This window comes from Pseudomonas sp. RIT-PI-S (assembly GCF_025642975.1).
GTDB lineage: Bacteria > Pseudomonadota > Gammaproteobacteria > Pseudomonadales > Pseudomonadaceae > Aquipseudomonas.
The window spans coordinates 62,666-79,341 of sequence record NZ_JANZKJ010000018.1 but is presented as its reverse complement, the minus strand read 5'-3'; the positions used below and the strand labels follow the sequence as shown (position 1 = coordinate 79,341).

Annotated in this window: 17 protein-coding genes; 8 read left to right on the top strand and 9 right to left on the bottom strand. The window is 62.6% G+C overall.

Features of this window, described 5'->3' with window-relative positions:
- The first annotated feature begins 6 nt into the window (after positions 1 to 6).
- Positions 7 to 705 carry an OmpW family outer membrane protein gene (locus OGL93_RS20270; RefSeq protein WP_263264734.1) on the top strand — a complete coding sequence of 233 codons (699 nt, stop codon included), beginning with the start codon at positions 7 to 9 and terminating at the stop codon, positions 703 to 705.
- Positions 706 to 793: 88 nt separating this feature from the next.
- Here the strand turns inward: OGL93_RS20270 and OGL93_RS20265 are convergent, their stop codons facing one another.
- The 3 genes from OGL93_RS20265 to OGL93_RS20255 all read right to left on the bottom strand — a co-directional run bounded on the left by OGL93_RS20265 (position 794) and on the right by OGL93_RS20255 (position 3,902).
- Complete coding sequence (locus OGL93_RS20265) at positions 794 to 1,726, bottom strand: NAD-dependent epimerase/dehydratase family protein (protein WP_263264733.1); 933 nt, start codon at positions 1,724 to 1,726, stop codon at positions 794 to 796.
- Entirely contained in the window at positions 1,719 to 2,603 is an 885-nt protein-coding gene (locus OGL93_RS20260) for an NAD(P)-dependent oxidoreductase (RefSeq protein WP_263264732.1), read from the bottom strand. The genes OGL93_RS20265 and OGL93_RS20260 overlap by 8 nt, the downstream gene beginning before the upstream one ends.
- 120 nt (positions 2,604 to 2,723) lie before the next feature.
- A complete protein-coding gene (locus OGL93_RS20255; protein ID WP_263264731.1) occupies positions 2,724 to 3,902 on the bottom strand; it encodes an HD-GYP domain-containing protein in 1,179 nt (392 codons plus the stop codon).
- Between the two features lie 215 nt (positions 3,903 to 4,117).
- On the opposite strand from OGL93_RS20255, the gene OGL93_RS20250 reads away from it, so the two are divergent.
- On the top strand, positions 4,118 to 5,251 hold the full coding sequence (locus OGL93_RS20250) for a histidine kinase dimerization/phosphoacceptor domain -containing protein (protein WP_263264730.1): 1,134 nt from the start codon (positions 4,118 to 4,120) through the stop codon (positions 5,249 to 5,251).
- Between the two features lie 124 nt (positions 5,252 to 5,375).
- Here OGL93_RS20250 and OGL93_RS20245 read toward each other — a convergent pair whose 3' ends face one another.
- The 3 genes from OGL93_RS20245 to OGL93_RS20235 are packed head-to-tail and all read right to left on the bottom strand — an operon-like array spanning position 5,376 to position 9,170.
- Positions 5,376 to 6,668 carry an FAD-binding oxidoreductase gene (locus OGL93_RS20245; RefSeq protein WP_263264728.1) on the bottom strand — a complete coding sequence of 431 codons (1,293 nt, stop codon included), beginning with the start codon at positions 6,666 to 6,668 and terminating at the stop codon, positions 5,376 to 5,378.
- Between the two features lie 11 nt (positions 6,669 to 6,679).
- Positions 6,680 to 7,774: a polyamine ABC transporter substrate-binding protein gene (locus OGL93_RS20240; protein ID WP_263264727.1), complete on the bottom strand. Its 1,095-nt coding sequence runs from the start codon at positions 7,772 to 7,774 to the stop codon at positions 6,680 to 6,682.
- Positions 7,775 to 7,808: 34 nt separating this feature from the next.
- A complete protein-coding gene (locus tag OGL93_RS20235) occupies positions 7,809 to 9,170 on the bottom strand; it encodes a glutamine synthetase family protein (protein WP_263264726.1) in 1,362 nt (453 codons plus the stop codon).
- Positions 9,171 to 9,404: 234 nt separating this feature from the next.
- On the opposite strand from OGL93_RS20235, the gene OGL93_RS20230 reads away from it, so the two are divergent.
- The 4 genes from OGL93_RS20230 to OGL93_RS20215 all read left to right on the top strand — a co-directional run bounded on the left by OGL93_RS20230 (position 9,405) and on the right by OGL93_RS20215 (position 11,383).
- Positions 9,405 to 10,292 carry a helix-turn-helix domain-containing protein gene (locus tag OGL93_RS20230; protein ID WP_263264724.1) on the top strand — a complete coding sequence of 296 codons (888 nt, stop codon included), beginning with the start codon at positions 9,405 to 9,407 and terminating at the stop codon, positions 10,290 to 10,292.
- Positions 10,293 to 10,400: 108 nt separating this feature from the next.
- Positions 10,401 to 10,853 (top strand): GNAT family N-acetyltransferase, encoded by a 453-nt coding sequence (locus OGL93_RS20225; RefSeq protein WP_263264723.1) that lies wholly within the window; start codon positions 10,401 to 10,403, stop codon positions 10,851 to 10,853.
- 24 nt (positions 10,854 to 10,877) lie between these two features.
- Positions 10,878 to 11,099, top strand: a complete 222-nt coding sequence (locus OGL93_RS20220) for a hypothetical protein (protein WP_263264722.1) — start codon at positions 10,878 to 10,880, stop codon at positions 11,097 to 11,099.
- A 23-nt stretch (positions 11,100 to 11,122) separates the two neighbouring features.
- Positions 11,123 to 11,383 (top strand): GNAT family N-acetyltransferase, encoded by a 261-nt coding sequence (locus tag OGL93_RS20215; RefSeq protein ID WP_263264720.1) that lies wholly within the window; start codon positions 11,123 to 11,125, stop codon positions 11,381 to 11,383.
- Between the two features lie 93 nt (positions 11,384 to 11,476).
- Here OGL93_RS20215 and OGL93_RS20210 read toward each other — a convergent pair whose 3' ends face one another.
- Genes OGL93_RS20210 through OGL93_RS20200 form a run of 3 tightly spaced genes read right to left on the bottom strand, consistent with a single transcriptional unit; the run spans position 11,477 to position 14,685 of the window.
- Positions 11,477 to 11,878 (bottom strand): phosphate ABC transporter substrate-binding protein, encoded by a 402-nt coding sequence (locus OGL93_RS20210; protein ID WP_263264719.1) that lies wholly within the window; start codon positions 11,876 to 11,878, stop codon positions 11,477 to 11,479.
- Positions 11,879 to 11,887: 9 nt separating this feature from the next.
- A complete protein-coding gene (locus OGL93_RS20205; RefSeq protein WP_263264718.1) occupies positions 11,888 to 13,033 on the bottom strand; it encodes a hypothetical protein in 1,146 nt (381 codons plus the stop codon).
- 29 nt (positions 13,034 to 13,062) lie between these two features.
- Positions 13,063 to 14,685, bottom strand: coding sequence for a methyl-accepting chemotaxis protein (locus tag OGL93_RS20200; RefSeq protein WP_263264716.1), 1,623 nt, complete (start codon positions 14,683 to 14,685; stop codon positions 13,063 to 13,065).
- Between the two features lie 638 nt (positions 14,686 to 15,323).
- Here OGL93_RS20200 and OGL93_RS20195 point away from each other — a divergent pair.
- Both OGL93_RS20195 and tssB read left to right on the top strand, forming a co-directional pair.
- Complete coding sequence (locus OGL93_RS20195) at positions 15,324 to 16,073, top strand: hypothetical protein (protein ID WP_263264715.1); 750 nt, start codon at positions 15,324 to 15,326, stop codon at positions 16,071 to 16,073.
- A gap of 66 nt (positions 16,074 to 16,139) precedes the next feature.
- The gene (tssB, locus tag OGL93_RS20190; RefSeq protein ID WP_263264713.1) at positions 16,140 to 16,676 is read left to right on the top strand and encodes a type VI secretion system contractile sheath small subunit; all 537 of its coding nucleotides are present in this window, start codon (positions 16,140 to 16,142) and stop codon (positions 16,674 to 16,676) included.

Below are 16,676 nucleotides of genomic sequence, written 5' to 3'. Positions count from 1 at the left end.
GCTTTCATGAAAACGTCTGTGTTCAGTGCCGCCGTACTTGCCATGGCACTGGCTGCCCCCACTGCCTTCGCTCACCAGGCCGGGGATTTCATCATCCGCGCTGGCGCCGCCAAGGTGTCGCCCAACGAGGACAGCGGCGAGCTGAAGCTCGACGGCGCTCGCATCAGCGGCACCAAGGCGACCCTGGACGGCGACACCCAACTGGGCCTGGCCCTGGCCTACATGTTGACCGACCACGTGGGCATCGAGTTGCTCGCGGCAACCCCGTTCCAACACCGGGTAGGCGTCAAAGGCCTCGACTCAGCCACCGGCATCAATGGGCTGGACGGCAAGCTTGGGGATATCCGCCAACTGCCGCCAACCCTGTCGCTGCAGTACTACCCGATGGCGCCCACGTCGCGCTTTCAGCCGTATGCAGGGATCGGTGTGAACTACACCCTGTTCTACGACGAAGACCTGAGCAGCCAGCGCAAGGCTGAAGGTTTCAGCAACTTCAAGCTGCAGGATTCGATCGGCCTGGCCGGGCAGGTCGGCGTGGACTACATGCTCACCGATCACCTGATGTTCAACGCCGCGGTGTGGTACGCCGACATCAACACCAAGGCGAGCGTGGACGGCCCTACCGCGCTGGGCGTAGGCCGCACCAAGGTCAATGTGGAAGTCGACCCGTGGGTGTATATGGTAGGCCTGGGCTACAAGTTCTAACCCTTCCCCTTTACAGGAATGGGCGCCAGCCCGTGAACTGGACCTGACACGGTCAGTCCCGGGCGTCGCCAAATGGCAGGCCCCGCGCCTAGTCGCCGCGCAACAGCCGCCGCAGCCCAACCTCCAGCGGGGTGATTTCACCCAGCTGGAAGTGCGCCAGCAAGCGCTGGTTACCTGCGCGGGAGTGCTTGATATCCCCAGCCCGGGGCGCCTGGTGGCTCACTGCGGGCAAGCCGCCGAGCACGTTGCCCAGGGCCTGGAGCAGTTGGTTGAGTGAGGTCGCCTGGTTCAACCCCACGTTGAACGGCCCGGGCGGCACCTTGGCCATTTCCAGCGCCTGCACTAGCAACTCGACCAGATCCTCCACGTAGAAGAAGTCCCGGGTTTGCTCACCATCGCCGAACAGCGTGATTGGCAGGCCCGCCTGCGCGCGCTGCGCAAAGATGCTGATCACCCCCGAGTACGGCGAGGAAGGGTCCTGCCGGGGGCCGTAGATATTGAAGAAGCGGAACACCACAGGTTCCAACCCGTGCTCGCGGCGGTAAAAGTCCAAGTAATGCTCGCTGGCGAGCTTATCGGCCGCGTAGGGGGTAAGGGGCGCCTTGGGCAGGTCTTCGTCGATGGCCTGGCCTTCGCCGTTATTGCCGTACACCGCCGCGCTGGAGGCGAACAGCACTCGACGCACGCCGTGGGTGCGCAGCGCTTCGCAGAGGTTAAGGGTGGTGATGAAATTGCTCTGGTGGGTGCCCACCGGATCTTCCACCGAGGCCTGCACCGAGGCCACGGCCGCCAGGTGCACCGCCGCGCTGCAGCCCTGGGCCGCCTGCCCCAGCAGGCTGGCATCGGCCGCGTCCCCCACGTACAGCTGCAAACGCGGGTGTTCCAGCGGCAGGTTTTCCCGCTTGCCGGTGGACAGGTTATCCAGCACCCGCACCCCATAGCCGCGCGCCAACAGCGCCTCGACCAGATGAGAGCCAATGAAACCGGCACCGCCGGTGATAAGAACGGGGCCCTCAGCCATGGCGATAGTACCGGTCCAGCAGGGTCGGCAGGCCGGCGCGCCAGGCGCGAGGCTTGATGCCGAAGGTGTGAAGGATTTTCTTGCAGGCGAGCACCGCGTGCTGCGGCTCTTCGGCGGCATCGGCGCGGGCGGCGTGCGCCTGGGGGGTGGGCGTTTGCACGCCCAGGCGGCGCAGGCCAGCGGCTTCGGCAAGAATCGCCTGGCCGAGGGCGACCGCGGTGGTCGCCTCGTTGCCAGCGTAATGGTAGGTGCCCCACAGCGGCGCGGCGCAGTCCAGCTGCTTGAGTACCGAGAGGATCACCCGGGCAGCGTCATCCACAGGCGTGGGATTGCCGCGCCGATCATCGGCCAGCAATACCTCGGAGGCGTGTTCCGCACGGCTGAGGAAACGCCCCAACAGCCCGTCGGGGCTGTCGTCGAGCAGCCAGCCGAAGCGCAGCAGCACATGCTGAGGGCAGATGGCCCGCACGCTTTGCTCTATTCGCCACAAAGCCTGGCCACGCACGCCCAAGGGCAGCGGCTCGTCTTTTTCGCTGTAAGCCGTGGCGCGGGCGCCATCGAACACTCGATAACTGGAAGGCTCGACCAGCACGATGCCGTGATGCTGGCAAAGCTCGGCGAGGCGCTCCACGGCGCGCTCCTGGGCGGTCAGCCGTGCTTCGCTGACTTCGCCGGCCTGGAACCAGTCGAAATAATAGGCCAGGTTGACCAACGCGTCGGGGCGAGTGTCGTCGAGCAGCTGGGTCAGGCTTGGGGCGTCCCAGCCGGTGTCCGGTGGGCGTGGGGCGAGAAAACCTATGTCTTCCTCCGCTCCCTGGCGAATCAGCGCTTGACCAAGGGCGCTACCGCCGCCCAACAGCATTAGGCGCATTCGCATAGAATCAACAGGTCCAATCCAAGGTGTGCACCGCGGCCGCAGCCACGAGAAGACTGACCATTTTGCGGGTTTATTGAGCGTTCGTCACCCTATGCTCGCAAGTTTCCCCCCGCCGGGCCTTTAGCCAAACAGCGGATGGCGCTGCTCCGCGATCCCTGACCAGGCTTGGTCCAAGTCGGGCAGGCCCCAGGCTTCGGCCATTTCAATGCGCACGATGCGGTCCTCGCCAGTGGCCAGGTCGATGCAGGCCGGGCTGAGCAACTGCCGCCGTTTGCAATCGAGCAGTAGCCGCACTTTCGGTGTCAGCAAGGCGCCCTCGTTCTGGTCTACCACGATAGCAAGGCGGTCGCTGTCCAGCCGCACCAGCGCCCCTACCGGATAGATGCCTACGGTGCGCACGAAGCCCTGGAACAGGTGACGGTCGAAATGCCCCTTCCACGAAGCCATCTCCTTGAGCGAGTGCGCCGGCCCCCACGGCTTCTTGTAGGGCCGCGGCGAGGTCACGGCGTCGTATACGTCACAGATGGCCGCCATCCGGGCCATGGGGCTGATCTCGTCGCCCGCCAGGCCATAGGGGTAGCCGGTGCCATCGACCTTCTCATGGTGGTGCATGCACACGTCGATCGCCGCGACACTCAAGAAGCCACTGCGCTGGAGGATTTCAAGCCCGCTCAAGGGGTGGGTCCGCACTAGGGCGAACTCGTCGTCGGTGAGCCGCCCGGGCTTATTGAGAACGTCATTGGGGATAGCCATCTTGCCGATGTCGTGCAGCAACCCGGCGGTTCCGGCTTCGCGCACCAGTGCATCGGGCTGGCCCATTTGGCGCGCCAACGCCACCATGAGCCCGCATACCGCCACCGAATGCATATAGGTATATTCGTCGGCGGTCTTCAGCCTGGCCAGGCTGATCAGCGCATGGGGATGGCGCATGACCGAGGCGGCGATGTCCTCGACCACGGCCATCGACGCCTCGCAATTGACGGCATGGCCCAGGCGGGCATCGTTGAACATGCTGACCACCGCGCGCTTGGCCCGGGCACAAACCGCGAGGGCGCGGTCGACTTCCTCTTGCAAGCCGCCCGGGGGCATCTCGGCAATCGGCTCGCTCTGCGCAACATCCAGGCCCTTGCAGGTGTCTATGAACACTTCGGCCACGCCGGCGGCGCGAATGCGCTCCAGGTCCACCGGATGCTGGACCTTGAACCCCACCTTCCATAGCGATTGAGTGATGCCGTCGCCCGCACCCTCATGGATGAACATGCCCACTGTCAGATCAGCGAGCGAAATTTTCCGAATCATACCTGGCACCCACTTGGCCTCTTCGCTGTATCGGCACGGCGTGGCGTTTTCCGAACCGGCGGGGGCCCCGCTCCGACGAGTCGCACGCCCTGCCGTCCCTGGCAGCGATACGGCACGCGCGCGCTGTGGAATAATCCGCGCCGTGCCGCGCCCCACCCTTCATTAGGCATAGCTCAACGGCTGCGGCTGTTGCACAGAGGTAGATGATGTCTGCGATGCTGCCCGCCGGTCCGCCGCCTTTCCTTCGCGAACAAACACGCCTGCTTGCCTTGCGCGGTTACGGGATACTCGATACCCCCCGCGAAGCAGACTTCGATGACTTGGTGGCGTTGGCCTCGCGCATCTGTAACGCGCCGATTTCGGTGGTGAACCTCATCGAAGAGCACCGCCAGTGGTTCAAGGCGGAAGTGGGCCTGGGGATCCGCGAAACCCCATTGGATGTTTCCATTTGCCGCCATGTGCTATTGCAGCCCGGCCTGACGGTGATCCACGACCTGCGCGACGATCCCCGAATGTGCGACAACCCCTTGGTCACTGGCGAAGATGGGCTGCGCTTCTATGCCGGGTGCCTGCTGCAAACGCCGGAAGGGCATGGCCTTGGCACCCTGTGCGTTCTCGATACGGTGCCGCGTGACCTCAACGAGGACCAGCGCCTGGCCCTCAAGACCCTGGCCAACCAGGTCATGACGCAGCTGGAGCTGCGCCGGACCCTTCGCCTGCGCAGTGAGTTGCTAAAACGCAACGAAACCCTGTTGGCCGAGGTGAATCACCGCACCAAGAACAACCTGCAGCTGATCAGCAGCTTGATCCAGCTGCAACAGCGGCGCGCCACCCACGCGGAAACCCGTGTGGCACTGCTGGACATCTCCGGCCGGATTTCCAGCATCGCCAACGTTCACGACAAGCTGTACCGCGCTGATGAGGCCGAAGCGGTCGACGCCGCCGCTTATATCCAGGGGGTGATCGAGGGCGCCCAGGCAACCGCGCCGCAGGTTGCATTCAGCCTGCAGGCGCAGGCCGTGGCGTTGTCGCTGGACCACGCAACGCCGTTGGCGCTGATCGCCAATGAAATGATCACCAACGCCGTCAAATATGCCTGCCCGCCGGGGGCGCCTGGAGCGGTGGACGTGTTCCTTACGGTCGCCGATGGCCGCCTTCGCCTGCAGGTGCGCGATTACGGCCCCGGCCTTCCGGTGGGGTTCGACCACCGCAAGGGCCGCTCGCTGGGAATGACCATCATGCGCTCGCTGGCCCGCCAACTGGGCGGCACGTTGCGCTTTGAAGCAGCACACCCCGGGGTGGTGGGCTGCCTGGATTTCGCCAATCCCGAGAACCGGGGCAGCGAGTAGGCGCTGTAGCCGCACATCCGGCGCAGCTTGCGAACCACCATCCGGAGGTTCGCGGGCTGCGTCCGCATCCCACAGGGTGCGGCTGAGCCATTTGGAAACGGGCGCCACCCGGCGAGCGGCGCGCTTAGATCAACTCCTTGCATCGGTACCACAGCATGCCCAGCGCCAGCAGTGGCGAGCGCAGGCGTTTGCCCCCGGGGAAGGTGCGATGCGGCACGCGAGCGAACAAGTCCACGGCCCGGCTTTCCCGCTCGGCAATCGCCTGTGCGAGGATGCGCGCGGCAAAGTGCGTGACGTTCAGGCCGTGCCCTGAGTAACCCTGGGCGTAATACACATTGGGCGCGCTTGGTAGCGTGCCGATCTGCGGAAAACGGTTTGCGCTGATGCCGATCATGCCACCCCACTGGAACTCGATGCCCACGCCCTTGAGCTGAGGGAACACCCGCTCCATCTTGGGCCGCATGTATTCAGCGATATTGGCCGGATCTCGCCCGGAGTAATGGCAGGCCCCGCCGAATAGCAGCCGGTGGTCGGCGGTGAGCCGGTAGTAATCCAGCGCCACTCGCTGGTCGCACAGCGCCATGTTCTGCGGGATCAAGGCGCGCGCGCGCGCCTCGCCCAGCGGCTCGGTGGCGATGACGTAACTGCCCGCGGGCAATAACTTGCCTTCCAACGCGGGCTCCAGGTCTTCGAGGAATGCATCGCAACCGAGAACCAACGTGGTGGCGGTCACCTGGCCATGGTCGGTGAACACCTTCACCTTGGGGCCTTTTTCGATGCGCCGCACCGAGCTTGCCTCATAGATCACCGCGCCACGGGCTTGCGCCAGCGCCGCTTCGGCCTGGATCAACTTGAGCGGGTGCAAGTGCCCGGAGCCCATGTCGATCAGCCCGCCGGCATACACGTCGGAGGCGACCACTTGGTGCAGGTCCTGTTTTTCCACCAGCCGCAGTGTGTGGGGATACCCCTGTGCCTGCAGCTCCTGCAGCTCCTCGTGCAAACCCTGCCAGTGACGTTGGGTATTGGCGAGGTCGCAATACCCCCAGCGCAGGTCACACTCCAGGCCATTGCGTTGCACCCGCTGGCGCACGATATCCACAGAGGCCGAGCCTGCGTCGTGCAAGAAGCGCACGCCCTCCTCGCCCACCCAGTGGGCGAAGCGGCTGACATCGTGGCCAAGCCCGCGAATCAGTTGCCCGCCGTTGCGGCCGCTGGCGCCCCAGCCGATGCGCTGGGCTTCCAGCAGCACCACGGTCAAGCCGCGCTCGGCCAGTTCCAGCGCGGTATTGACCCCGGTAAAGCCGCCACCGATCACGCACACATCGGCATGAACCTGGCCGTGCAACGGCGCGCGCGGTGTTGCTGGCGGCACAGACGCTGCGTAATAAGAGCCGGTATGCGGCAATGCAGTAGACATCACAGGCTCCCTTACCGGCTGGTTTTCACGTCGGTCCACTCGCGGGTCATCTGGCGCATGATCTCCTTGGGCAGCTCGGTGGAAATATAAAGTTTGGCCATGACTTCCGGCGGCGGATAAACGCCAGGGTTAGCCGTGATCTCTTCACCCATCAGGGCATTGGAAGGCGGGTTCGGGTTGGCATAACCCACCGTTTCGCTGATGCCAGCGATCACTTTGGGGTCCAACACGTAGTTGATAAACGCCATGGCCTGCTCGGGATGATCGGCATCCTTGGGAATGGCCAGCATGTCGAACCACAAGTTGCCGCCTTCCTTGGGCACGATATAAGCCACGTTGATGCCGTTATTGGCTTCCTTGGCGCGGCTCGCCGCCTGGATCACGTCTCCGGAGTACCCGAAGGCCACGCAGATGTTGCCGTTGGCCAGGTCGCCGATGTACTTCGAGGAGTGGAAGTAGGTCACGTACGGCGCTACGGCTTTCAGCTTCTCGGTCGCGCGCTTGTAGTCATCGGGCTTGGTGCTGCGCGGGTCCAGGCCCATGTAATTGAGGACTGCCGGGAAGAGTTCATCGGGCGAGTCCATAAAGGTCACGCCGCACTTTTGCAGCTTCTTCATGTTCTCCGGCTCGAACAGCACGGCCCAGGAGTCGATCTTGTCGACGCCCAGTGCTTCTTTGACCTTCTCCACGTTGTAGCCGATGCCATTGGTGCCCCACAGGTAAGGCACGGCGTATTGGTTGCCGGGGTCGTTGGCCTCGAGCTGCTTCATCAATTGCGGATCGAGGTTTTTCCAGTTCGGCAGCTTGCTGCGGTCCAACTTCTGGAACGCGCCCGCCTTGATCTGGCGCCCAAGGAAGTGGTTGGACGGAACCACCACGTCATACCCGGTGCGGCCAGCCAGCAGCTTGCCTTCCAAGGTCTCGTTGGAGTCGAACACGTCGTAGACCGGCTTGATACCGGTGGCTTTCTGGAAGTCTTCCAGGGTGGTCGGGCCGATGTAGTCCGTCCAGTTGTAAATCTTCACGGTGCCGCCAGCGGCCTGGGCCTGGGCGGCTGCACCGAGCAGAACCGCCGGTAAACACAACGCTGCAACGATCGACTTCATGGTGCCTCCAACTAAGGTGGGAAGGTGGGCTCGATTAAACGCTCATCATCAGGAACTCACGTTCCCAGGAGCTGATCACGCGCTTGTAGTTTTCATGCTCGGCCCGTTTTACCGCGGCGTAGCCTTGAACGAATTTCTCACCCAGCACGCGGCGCAGCGCGGTGCTGCCCTCCATGCGCTCCAGGGCGTCTTCGATGGTCAGCGGCAGGCGCAGGTTGCGGCGCTCATAGCCGCGGCCCTGCACCGGCGCGCTCGGTTCGCAGCCTTCGATCATTCCCAGGTAGCCGCACAGCAGGCTGGCCGCGATGGCCAGATAAGGGTTGGCGTCGGCGCCGGGCAGGCGGTTTTCCACACGGCGCGCTCGGGCGCTGGAGCCGGGCACCCGCAGGCCCACGGTGCGATTCTCCTCGCCCCATTCCACGTTCACCGGCGCCGAAGTGTCTGGCAGGAAACGGCGGAACGAGTTGGCATTGGGCGCGAACAGCGGCAGCACTTCGGGGATGTAGCGCTGCAAGCCGCCGATGTGATGCAGGAAGAGCGCGCTGGGTTCGCCTTCAGGGGTGCTGAAGATGCTTTCGCCCGTCTCTATGCTGACCACACTCTGGTGGATGTGCATGGCGCTGCCCGGCTCGTCGGTGATCGGCTTGGCCATAAAGGTGGCCGCCACGTTGTGCTTGAGCGCGGCCTCACGCATGGTGCGCTTGAACACGGTGATCTGGTCGGCCAGGTCCAGTGCGTCGCCGTGGCGGAAGTTGATCTCCATCTGCGCCGGGCCGTCTTCGTGGATCAGCGTATCCAGGTCCAGCCCCTGCGCCTCGCACCAGTCGTAGACGTCTTCGAACAGCGGGTCGAATTCGTTAGCCGCCTCGATCGAGAACGATTGCCGGCCACTTTCGGGGCGCCCCGAACGCCCCAGCGGCACTTGCAGCGGCAGGTCTGGGTCGTCACAGCGCTGGGTCAGGTAGAACTCCATTTCCGGGGCCACCACCGGCCGCCAGCCTTGTTCGGCATAGAGCGCCAGCACTTTCTTCAGCACGTTGCGAGGGGTCAGCTCGATAGGGTTGCCATAGCGGTCGAAGGTATCGTGAATCACCATCGCCGTCGGCTCGATGGCCCAGGGCAGCACATAAGCGGCTTGCGGGTCCGGGCGGCAGGTCATGTCGATGTCCGCCGGGTCCAGCAGCGCGTAGTAAATGTCATCGTCGACAAAGTCGCCGGTCACCGTTTGCAGCAGCACGCTTTCGGGCAAGCGCATGCCGTGCTCATCGAGGAATTTTTTAGTGGGCAGGATCTTGCCGCGGGCAATGCCGGTCAGGTCGCTGACCACGCATTCCACTTCGGTGATGCCGTAGGTTTTCAACCACTCGGTGAGGGGCGCTTTCACACTGCTGTTCATGTGGCCTCTGCCATCTTCGATGGGACGTTATGCTTATGCGCCGGCGTGCTGCCGGTTCGCTGCCCGCATGCTGGAAGATTGCAGGCAAGGTGGTCTATCCACTTTCGCCGAAGCGCAGCGCCTCTTTTTGGTGCGGCCTCATACCGCTGCGACGCTCGCGACTGCCACCTTGCCGGGTCGTTGAACCTGCTGCTAAGGTGGCGCAGCCCCTCCCTTCTCCAAGCCAGGCCATTCATGTCGGTCAAGGTCCTCGACACCGTCGCCGCCGATCAGCAAGGCGCGTCCAGCACTGGCTGGCACCTGCACTATGCGCAAATGTCCGCGGGCCAGTTCAAGGGCCGGTTGATCGAGGCCGAGCTCGGCGGCGTGCAGGTGTATGAAGAACACATGAACACCCGCATCGAGCAGTACTACAAAGCGCCCGGCGACGCGCTGGTGTTCAGCTTCGACATGGCCGATGCCAGCCTCTATCTCCTCGACGCCAGCACCCAGAACCTGTGGATCACGCCGGAGAACTACCGGGAAATCGCCGTGGTGGTGCGTCAGGATCAGCTCCGCGCCAGGCAGTTGAACCGCACGTTCGAAGACCTCTTGCTGACGCCGCTCAAATCCGCCCATGGCGCGCTGTTCATGCGTTGGCTCAGTGCCATGCTCGGCCATATCGCCCAGGCGGCGGACGAAAGCCCTGCCGCCGGCGAGCTGCTGGCGGAGCAATTGATCGACGACTGCCTGTTCGTGCTCGAGCAATCTGCCCAGGCCCAACACGCCTCTACCATCCACCGGGTGCGGAACAACCGGCGGATCGTGCAGCGGGTGTTCGATCTGGTCAGCGCCCACCCCACCGAGCATTTCAGCGCGGTGCAGTTGGCCGACACCGCCGACGCTTCCTTCCAGCAACTGCGCTTGGCCTTCGCCGAGTGCGTGGGTATGCCTCCCACCACCTGGTTGCGCATGCGCAGGCTCAACCTCGCACGCCAGGCGCTGTTGACGGCCCTGCCGGGGGAAACCACCGTAGCGGAAGTGGCGATGGGGTATTCGTTCTGGCACTTGGGGCGCTTCGCGCAGGCGTATCGGGCGCTGTTCCTGGAGTGCCCAGGAAAGACACTGGCGGGGCGGCGGTAGGCTGGCAACAACACGCCCACCTTGTGCAGGCGGCTACACCGGGCTTGATGGAATAACTGCCCCTGAGCGTTCTTTATGATCCGGCACTCTGAACTCAAGGAATGAAGGATGACCGACAATAGCGAAGCACCCCGCGCCATCACGCTTACCGTGGATAAAGAGCAACTCGATATCGAGTTCATCCACAGTTTTCTGACCACTTCCAGCTGGGCAGCCGGCATTTCGCGTGAGCGCGTTGAAAAGAGCATCGCCAATAGCCTTTGCGTCGGTGCCTTCCACGGGCGGCGACAGGTCGGCTTCGCCCGCCTCGTTACCGACTTCGCCACCTTTGGGTATCTCTGTGACGTGTTTGTCGACGCTCAGTATCGCGGTCTAGGGCTGGGGCGGCGCTTATCCTCAGCGCTGCTTGACCTGCCGGAGGTTCAGACCATGCGGCGTATCCTGTTGGCTACCACTACCGCGCCGTGGCTGTACGAGAAACTTGGCTTCACGGCCGTCAATCAGCCGAATCTTCTATGGCAGGTTCATCGGCCTGGCATCTATTCGACTGAACAGTCATAGCCCCCGAAACCAGGCACGCTCCCCTTGAACAATTTGACCCTGCGCCGTGCTATCGAAACCGACGCCGCCGTTCTGTGCGAGGCCGAACGCGAAACCGCTAGGGTGCCGGGGCGGCTGATTTCGCAGCCAAGCGAATTCAGCCCGGAGGCTTTCGCACGCAAAATTCAGAAGCTCAGCGGCGATGGGCTTTATCTGGTGGCAGAGCGTGACGGCAGCTGCGTTGGCCACGCTTTGCTGAACCTCTAGGGCTGCAAGCGCTGGCTCATGTGATGAGCCTGACCATCGTTGTGCATCCCGGGTATGTTGGGCAGGGCGTGGGCAGCGCGTTGATGCAAGGCTTGCTGGGCTGGGCGAGCGAACGGCCCGGGCTGGTGAAAATCGAACTGCGGGTGCGGGAACCCAACGCCAGCGCGCGGCGGCTTTACGAGCGCTTCGGTTTCACCGAGGAAGGCCGCCAAGCCAAGCACGTGCGCCTGCCGAATGGCCGCTTGATCGACGATATCTGCATGGCCTGGTTCGCGCCCACTTAGGCGGGCGCCGCAGAAGCAGGGCTACCAGGGCAAAATGCAAACACCCCGCGAACGCAGTTGCGCTCACGGGGTGCTTGATGTTGCGGCCCGGCCTTATGGCAGGGTGAACAGCACTTTGACTTTGTCGGTCACCGCCGCACTGTCCACATAGCCGATAGCGTCCGCTTCGGCAGCCACCTTCGCGGCCACACCGGCATCACCGGCTTCGCTGGCCAGTGGCTGGCCCTTGCCGGTGAACACCAGGCCAGACCAGTAAGATTTGAGCTGGGACTCGTTCTTGCTGGCCACTGCCGCGTAGAACTTTTCCTTGGTCGGGTTCCAGTCTTTCTGGTCCACGCCCTTGAGGGACTTGTCCTTGCCCAGGAAGATGTTCGCCACGTCCGATTGCGACGGCGATGCCGTGGCAGCCGGGTTGACGATCACCGCCACGCCGGCCTGGGCCAAGCCGCTGCCCATCAACAGGCCAAGGCCGAGCACTTGAATAGAGCGTTTCATGTGAACTCCTTAGAACACGAAATCTAGGCCGACGCTGATCACGTCGCCATCGTAGTTACGTGCGGGCGATCCGAAGAAACCCGTTTGCGCGTTGAGGGCGTTGTTGTACGCCTCTTGCGAAGTGCGCACGAAAGTGCCCGAGTAGCCGCCGCTGGTGTTCACACGTTTGTATTCGCCCTTGAGGATCACCGACGGCGTGAGGTTGTAGTTCAGGCCGTAGGTCCAGGAGCTTTGGCGGCCCTCGGCATCCAGCTGTGCATAGGTCACGTGCGCCAGGAAGTCACCGAAGCGGCGGCCGGCCATCAGGTAGAAGGCCTCGACGCTGGTTTGCTGGTCGCCTTCGATCACGCGGCGGGTCCATTCGTTGGAGGTGAGCCAAGTGCCGTTGTCGTACTGATAGCCCACGGAGGTGAACTTGCCCTTGTTGCCGTCCAGTTGGTTGAAGGTGACGTTGCGGCGGCCGAAGGGCGTAACCACAGCGTCGTTCACATCAATCTTCAGGTCCGACTCCACATAACCCACGCGCACGGTGCCGTAGTCGTTGGTGGCCAGGCTCACGTTGGCGGCGAAGATCTTGCTGTAGTCGATGTCGTACTGGTCATCGAGGCTGAAGTAATCGCGATTCTTCGCCTGGCCGCCGGCGGCCTGGAAGGTCATCGAGCCGAACGACAGAGGCAGCGTGTAGACCGCGTCCGCGCCTTCGTAGTTGGACAGCTGGACCTGGCTGTAAACCTCATCCGGCAGGCGCAGCCACGGGTAGGTGAACCCTACGTCCAGCGTCTCGGAGTACATGTAAACCGGAGTGCGCAGGCGGCCAACGCGCAGCATCAGGTTATCGGTGGCCTGCCAGGAGGCGTACAGCCACTCCAGGTTGGCTTTGTATTCGTCCTGCTCGGCCTTGGCGGTCGCTTGCACGGTCACGCCGACCTTATCGGTCACGCCATATTGGAACTGCCCGCCCAGCTTGCTCAGCTGGTCGCCGCGCCAACCGTCGGTGGTCTGGCCGGTGATGCCGTAGCCATGGCCGTCGCTTTCCCCGCCCAAGTGGGAAACACCTGCGGTACCAAAGCCGTTGAAACGGGTCTCGCCTTGTTCGAGGGCGAAAGCGGGGGCACTGACCACGGTGATGGCGAGCGCGAGCGTGCGAAGTTTCATCGCAGGTAAGCTCCTAGGGGTTAAAAGGGTCAAATACGGAAGCGGGAGGTGGCTGAGCGCAACTGGTCGCCCGTTTCCACAAGTTGTTCTCCCAGGCGAGCAGTGGCTTGAGCGCCATCGGCCGTGGACTGGGCGTCGTTTTGAAGTACACCGGTTTCTTGCTGGATCGAGTTGGACAAGCCGATCTGTTCTTGGGTGAATTGGGCAATGCCAGCATTGAGGCCATCGATGCGAGCTACCGTTTCGGCGATGGCGTCGAGCATGCGCGTGGCTTCGATGGAGCGTTCGATACTGCTCTGGGCCTTGGCGCCGCTGACGGTCATCACGTCGAGCACGCCATTGGCGCTGTTCTGCAGGCGCTGGATGATCTGCTGGATCTCGGCGGTGGAGGCTGCGGTCTTCTGGGCGAGGTTGCGCACTTCATCGGCGACCACGGCAAAGCCACGACCTTGCTCCCCTGCCCGCGCGGCCTCGATGGCGGCGTTGAGGGCCAGCAGGTTGGTTTGTTCAGCGATGCTACGAATGACCGTCAGCACCGAGCCCACTTGTTGGGTCTCTTCTTCCAACTGCTCCATGGCCTTCACAGCGTTGACCACGCTGCTGCCTAGGTCGCTGATGCTGGTAGACAAGCCACCGATGTTCTCACGGGCACCACTGGCCTGACGGGACGCATCCCCGGCTTCGTCGGAAGCCTGGCGCGAGCGCTGGGCGACTTCCTGGATGCTGCCGGTCATGGTCTGGATATCTCGGGTGATCGAATCGGTATGGCCTTGCTGAGACTTAGCGTTCTTGCGCGAATCTTGGGTCAGGCGGTAGAGGTCCTTGGACATCGAACCCAGCGGGCCGGCGGACTCGATCACCTGGCTGATGGTGGTCTGCAACTGATCCAGGAAGGCATTGAACAGGCGGGTCATCTCGCCGATTTCGTCCTTGGACTCAACGTTCACCCGGCGGGTGAGATCGCCGTCGCCGTTGGCGATCGCCTTGAGCGAGTCGATCACGCCATGCACGTTCGCCATGATCCTGCGGATCACCAGCCACGAGGCCAGGCTGACCAGCACAAACAGCAGAACGGTCAGCACGATACCCACTTGAGTCGTGGCGGCGTTGTCGGTACGGGTTTTGACCAACGTCTGGCGGAAATCCTGATAGGCCTGGGCGCGGAATTTGTCCCCCAGCCCCTGCGCTTTGGTCAGGTCGGTCGCCATGCGGTCCAGGTTCGGGCGCAAGTCGTCGAAGCTGGCCTTGCCGGCGATCAGCTGAGATGAAGACGTGAGCGCGTTATCGGCATACGCCTGGATCGCCTCGCGCCATGCTTTGAGCTCGGCGCTGCGCTCCGGCTGGTGCTCGGTCAGTTGCTGCAGCTCTTGCTGCTTGGTGCCGATCGCGGCAACCACGCGGCGCGCTTCCTCGATGGTTTCCTGCTCACCGGCGGCCACGCCACTGTTGAGCAGCGCTGGAATGCGCGAGAACTGGAAAAGCACCGCATCGGCCTTCTCCAGGGTGGGATAGCTCTGGTTCTCTACTTCCAGCAGGCGCTGGTCGTTTGCAGAGAGCTGCACGTACGTAAAGCCAACGAAGAGTAACAACCCGGTCAGCGCGACCGCGGGCAGCATCGAAAACTTGATCGTCAGAGAGAGCTGTCTGGCCATGCGTTCCACGTTCCAATAAGAGGCATCGACGATAGACAGAGCATGCACGCAGGGCGGTAGCGCGTTCCATCTGTGACGTTTTTGGGTAATCCGGTCGTGTTGTGTATCGCCTGAGAGAGAACTATCTGAAATCGAATCCGACGAACGGTCGTACGATGAGCTGAGCAGCGGGGAACAAAATGCCTTTTAAGGTGTAGCCCTCGCTGAGACAGACTGATTCGAGGCGCGGATGTTTTCTAACTCTGTCAATCAGCGCCTCACTGAAAACATATCCTCGAATAAATTTTTTTATGGATCCATGGAGCCCACTCAAAGCCGCGCGCCGCTTGGCTTTCAACTAAAAGGAGGGTAGGAAATCGACCGGTGATAGCGCAATAACATCATTGCAAAGGAACTGATATCCAAGGAAAAATCCGCGCCCTTGCAAGTACCCGCTCCAGTGCCGTCCAGATGGTGAGCCTAACCAGCGATCTATCCGGCCGGCAGTGCCATAACGGAGGCCGCTGCCCAGTGGGTTGCAAGGTTAAGCCTCGGTAAGCCGCCCTTGAGTGTCAGCGCGGCTCCGAAAATTCGTAACTGTCCTTGCGCCTTCGGTTGCCCTGAAGCCGCCGACGAGGGCAGTTCAAGGACGATGTACGATGAATCAAACGTTCGATGTGGAAGCATTGATCGGCCTGCGCAAGCAGACCCGCGCCGTTTCCGACACCCTCAAGGCCCAGGCCACTGATTACCTGGCCACGTTGGCCCTGTTGATCCGCCCGCAAACCTTGCTGGGCGAATACCTGCAGGGCGCGCCTCGCAGCAGCGGGCGAGAAACCCAGCACCACTTCAAAGAACTCAAGGCGCTGTACGACCGCATCGCCTGCGCCGCCCCTTTTCAACTGGTCAACGAACTCGAAGTGCCGTTGAACCTGCTGAGCACCACGCCAGAGCTGTTCGCGCTCGAGTACGACAAAACGCTCGACGACAACGGCCAGGCCATCCGCATCACCAGCCCGGTACGCTGGGTGGTGGGGTTTAGCTCATTCGACCTGTCGTCGTTTCGCAAGCTGATCAAAGACCCCAACCGCAGCGGCGCCGAGTTGTACCGCTACGTGGTGCATTACCTGGTGCTCTTCTACTGCCTCAGCCAGTCCCCAGGCCTTGGCCGGCTCTTCGAGGGCCTGCGTTTTCCGGTCACCTTCGAGCGCCTCAAGGACTTCGGCGACCTGCCTTTCTGCGTGATCAATGCCCCGGTGCGCGCCTGGTTGCCCGATGAATCGGTGATTCGCAGCAGCACCCAGATCTCAGGCAACACCCGCTTCGAAGAGCTGGTAGGTCGCGAAAGCATCCTGAACATGAACGACGAAATCCGTCAGCGCCTATTGCTGATGATCGAAGGCCTGTAAGCCCCAGGCCGGCCCCGGCGGCGAAAACAAACGACTTGCAGCGACTTGCTCGCACTGGAGATAACGATGGCGAAGAAGGACAGTACCCAGCACAAGCTCGACCGCGTTCGCGCGCCTCGGGTGCACATCACGTACGACGTGGACATCGGCGACGCTCAGGAAAAGAAAGAGCTGCCCTTCGTTGTCGGCGTGCTGGGTGATTTCTCCGGTAACCCGCTGGAACCGTTGCCCAAATTGAAGGAGCGCAAGTTCGTTTATATCGACCGAGACAACTTCAACGGCGTGCTCAAGGGCGTCAAGCCTCGCTTGAGCTACCGCGTTGAAAACACCCTGGCCAAGGACGGCACCCAACTGGGTGTAGAGCTCAACTTCAACAGCGTTGAAGACTTCGAGCCGCAGAACCTGGTCAAGCAGGTCGAACCGCTGCGCAAGCTGCTGGAAGTGCGCAACAAGCTGGCAGACCTGCGCAACAAGATGGGCGGCAACGACAAGCTCGAAGAGCTGCTGATGGACGTGCTGCAAAACACTGAGAAGCTCAAGACCCTGGGCCAGGAATTCGGCCGCGAAGCCGCCGTTGACGGCAAAGAGCAAGCAGGAGCCTGA

What these genes read in the sequence shown, in the direction of transcription:
- OGL93_RS20270 (WP_263264734.1), top strand. Translation starts at nt 7, where the DNA reads ATGAAAACGTCTGTGTTCAGTGCCGCCGTACTTGCCATGGCACTGGCT.
- OGL93_RS20265 (WP_263264733.1), bottom strand. Translation starts at nt 1,726, where the DNA reads ATGGCTGAGGGCCCCGTTCTTATCACCGGCGGTGCCGGTTTCATTGGC.
- OGL93_RS20260 (WP_263264732.1), bottom strand. Translation starts at nt 2,603, where the DNA reads ATGCGAATGCGCCTAATGCTGTTGGGCGGCGGTAGCGCCCTTGGTCAA.
- OGL93_RS20255 (WP_263264731.1), bottom strand. Translation starts at nt 3,902, where the DNA reads ATGATTCGGAAAATTTCGCTCGCTGATCTGACAGTGGGCATGTTCATC.
- OGL93_RS20250 (WP_263264730.1), top strand. Translation starts at nt 4,118, where the DNA reads ATGCTGCCCGCCGGTCCGCCGCCTTTCCTTCGCGAACAAACACGCCTG.
- OGL93_RS20245 (WP_263264728.1), bottom strand. Translation starts at nt 6,668, where the DNA reads ATGTCTACTGCATTGCCGCATACCGGCTCTTATTACGCAGCGTCTGTG.
- OGL93_RS20240 (WP_263264727.1), bottom strand. Translation starts at nt 7,774, where the DNA reads ATGAAGTCGATCGTTGCAGCGTTGTGTTTACCGGCGGTTCTGCTCGGT.
- OGL93_RS20235 (WP_263264726.1), bottom strand. Translation starts at nt 9,170, where the DNA reads ATGAACAGCAGTGTGAAAGCGCCCCTCACCGAGTGGTTGAAAACCTAC.
- OGL93_RS20230 (WP_263264724.1), top strand. Translation starts at nt 9,405, where the DNA reads ATGTCGGTCAAGGTCCTCGACACCGTCGCCGCCGATCAGCAAGGCGCG.
- OGL93_RS20225 (WP_263264723.1), top strand. Translation starts at nt 10,401, where the DNA reads ATGACCGACAATAGCGAAGCACCCCGCGCCATCACGCTTACCGTGGAT.
- OGL93_RS20215 (WP_263264720.1), top strand. Translation starts at nt 11,123, where the DNA reads ATGAGCCTGACCATCGTTGTGCATCCCGGGTATGTTGGGCAGGGCGTG.
- OGL93_RS20210 (WP_263264719.1), bottom strand. Translation starts at nt 11,878, where the DNA reads ATGAAACGCTCTATTCAAGTGCTCGGCCTTGGCCTGTTGATGGGCAGC.
- OGL93_RS20205 (WP_263264718.1), bottom strand. Translation starts at nt 13,033, where the DNA reads ATGAAACTTCGCACGCTCGCGCTCGCCATCACCGTGGTCAGTGCCCCC.
- OGL93_RS20200 (WP_263264716.1), bottom strand. Translation starts at nt 14,685, where the DNA reads ATGGCCAGACAGCTCTCTCTGACGATCAAGTTTTCGATGCTGCCCGCG.
- OGL93_RS20195 (WP_263264715.1), top strand. Translation starts at nt 15,324, where the DNA reads ATGAATCAAACGTTCGATGTGGAAGCATTGATCGGCCTGCGCAAGCAG.
- tssB (WP_263264713.1), top strand. Translation starts at nt 16,140, where the DNA reads ATGGCGAAGAAGGACAGTACCCAGCACAAGCTCGACCGCGTTCGCGCG.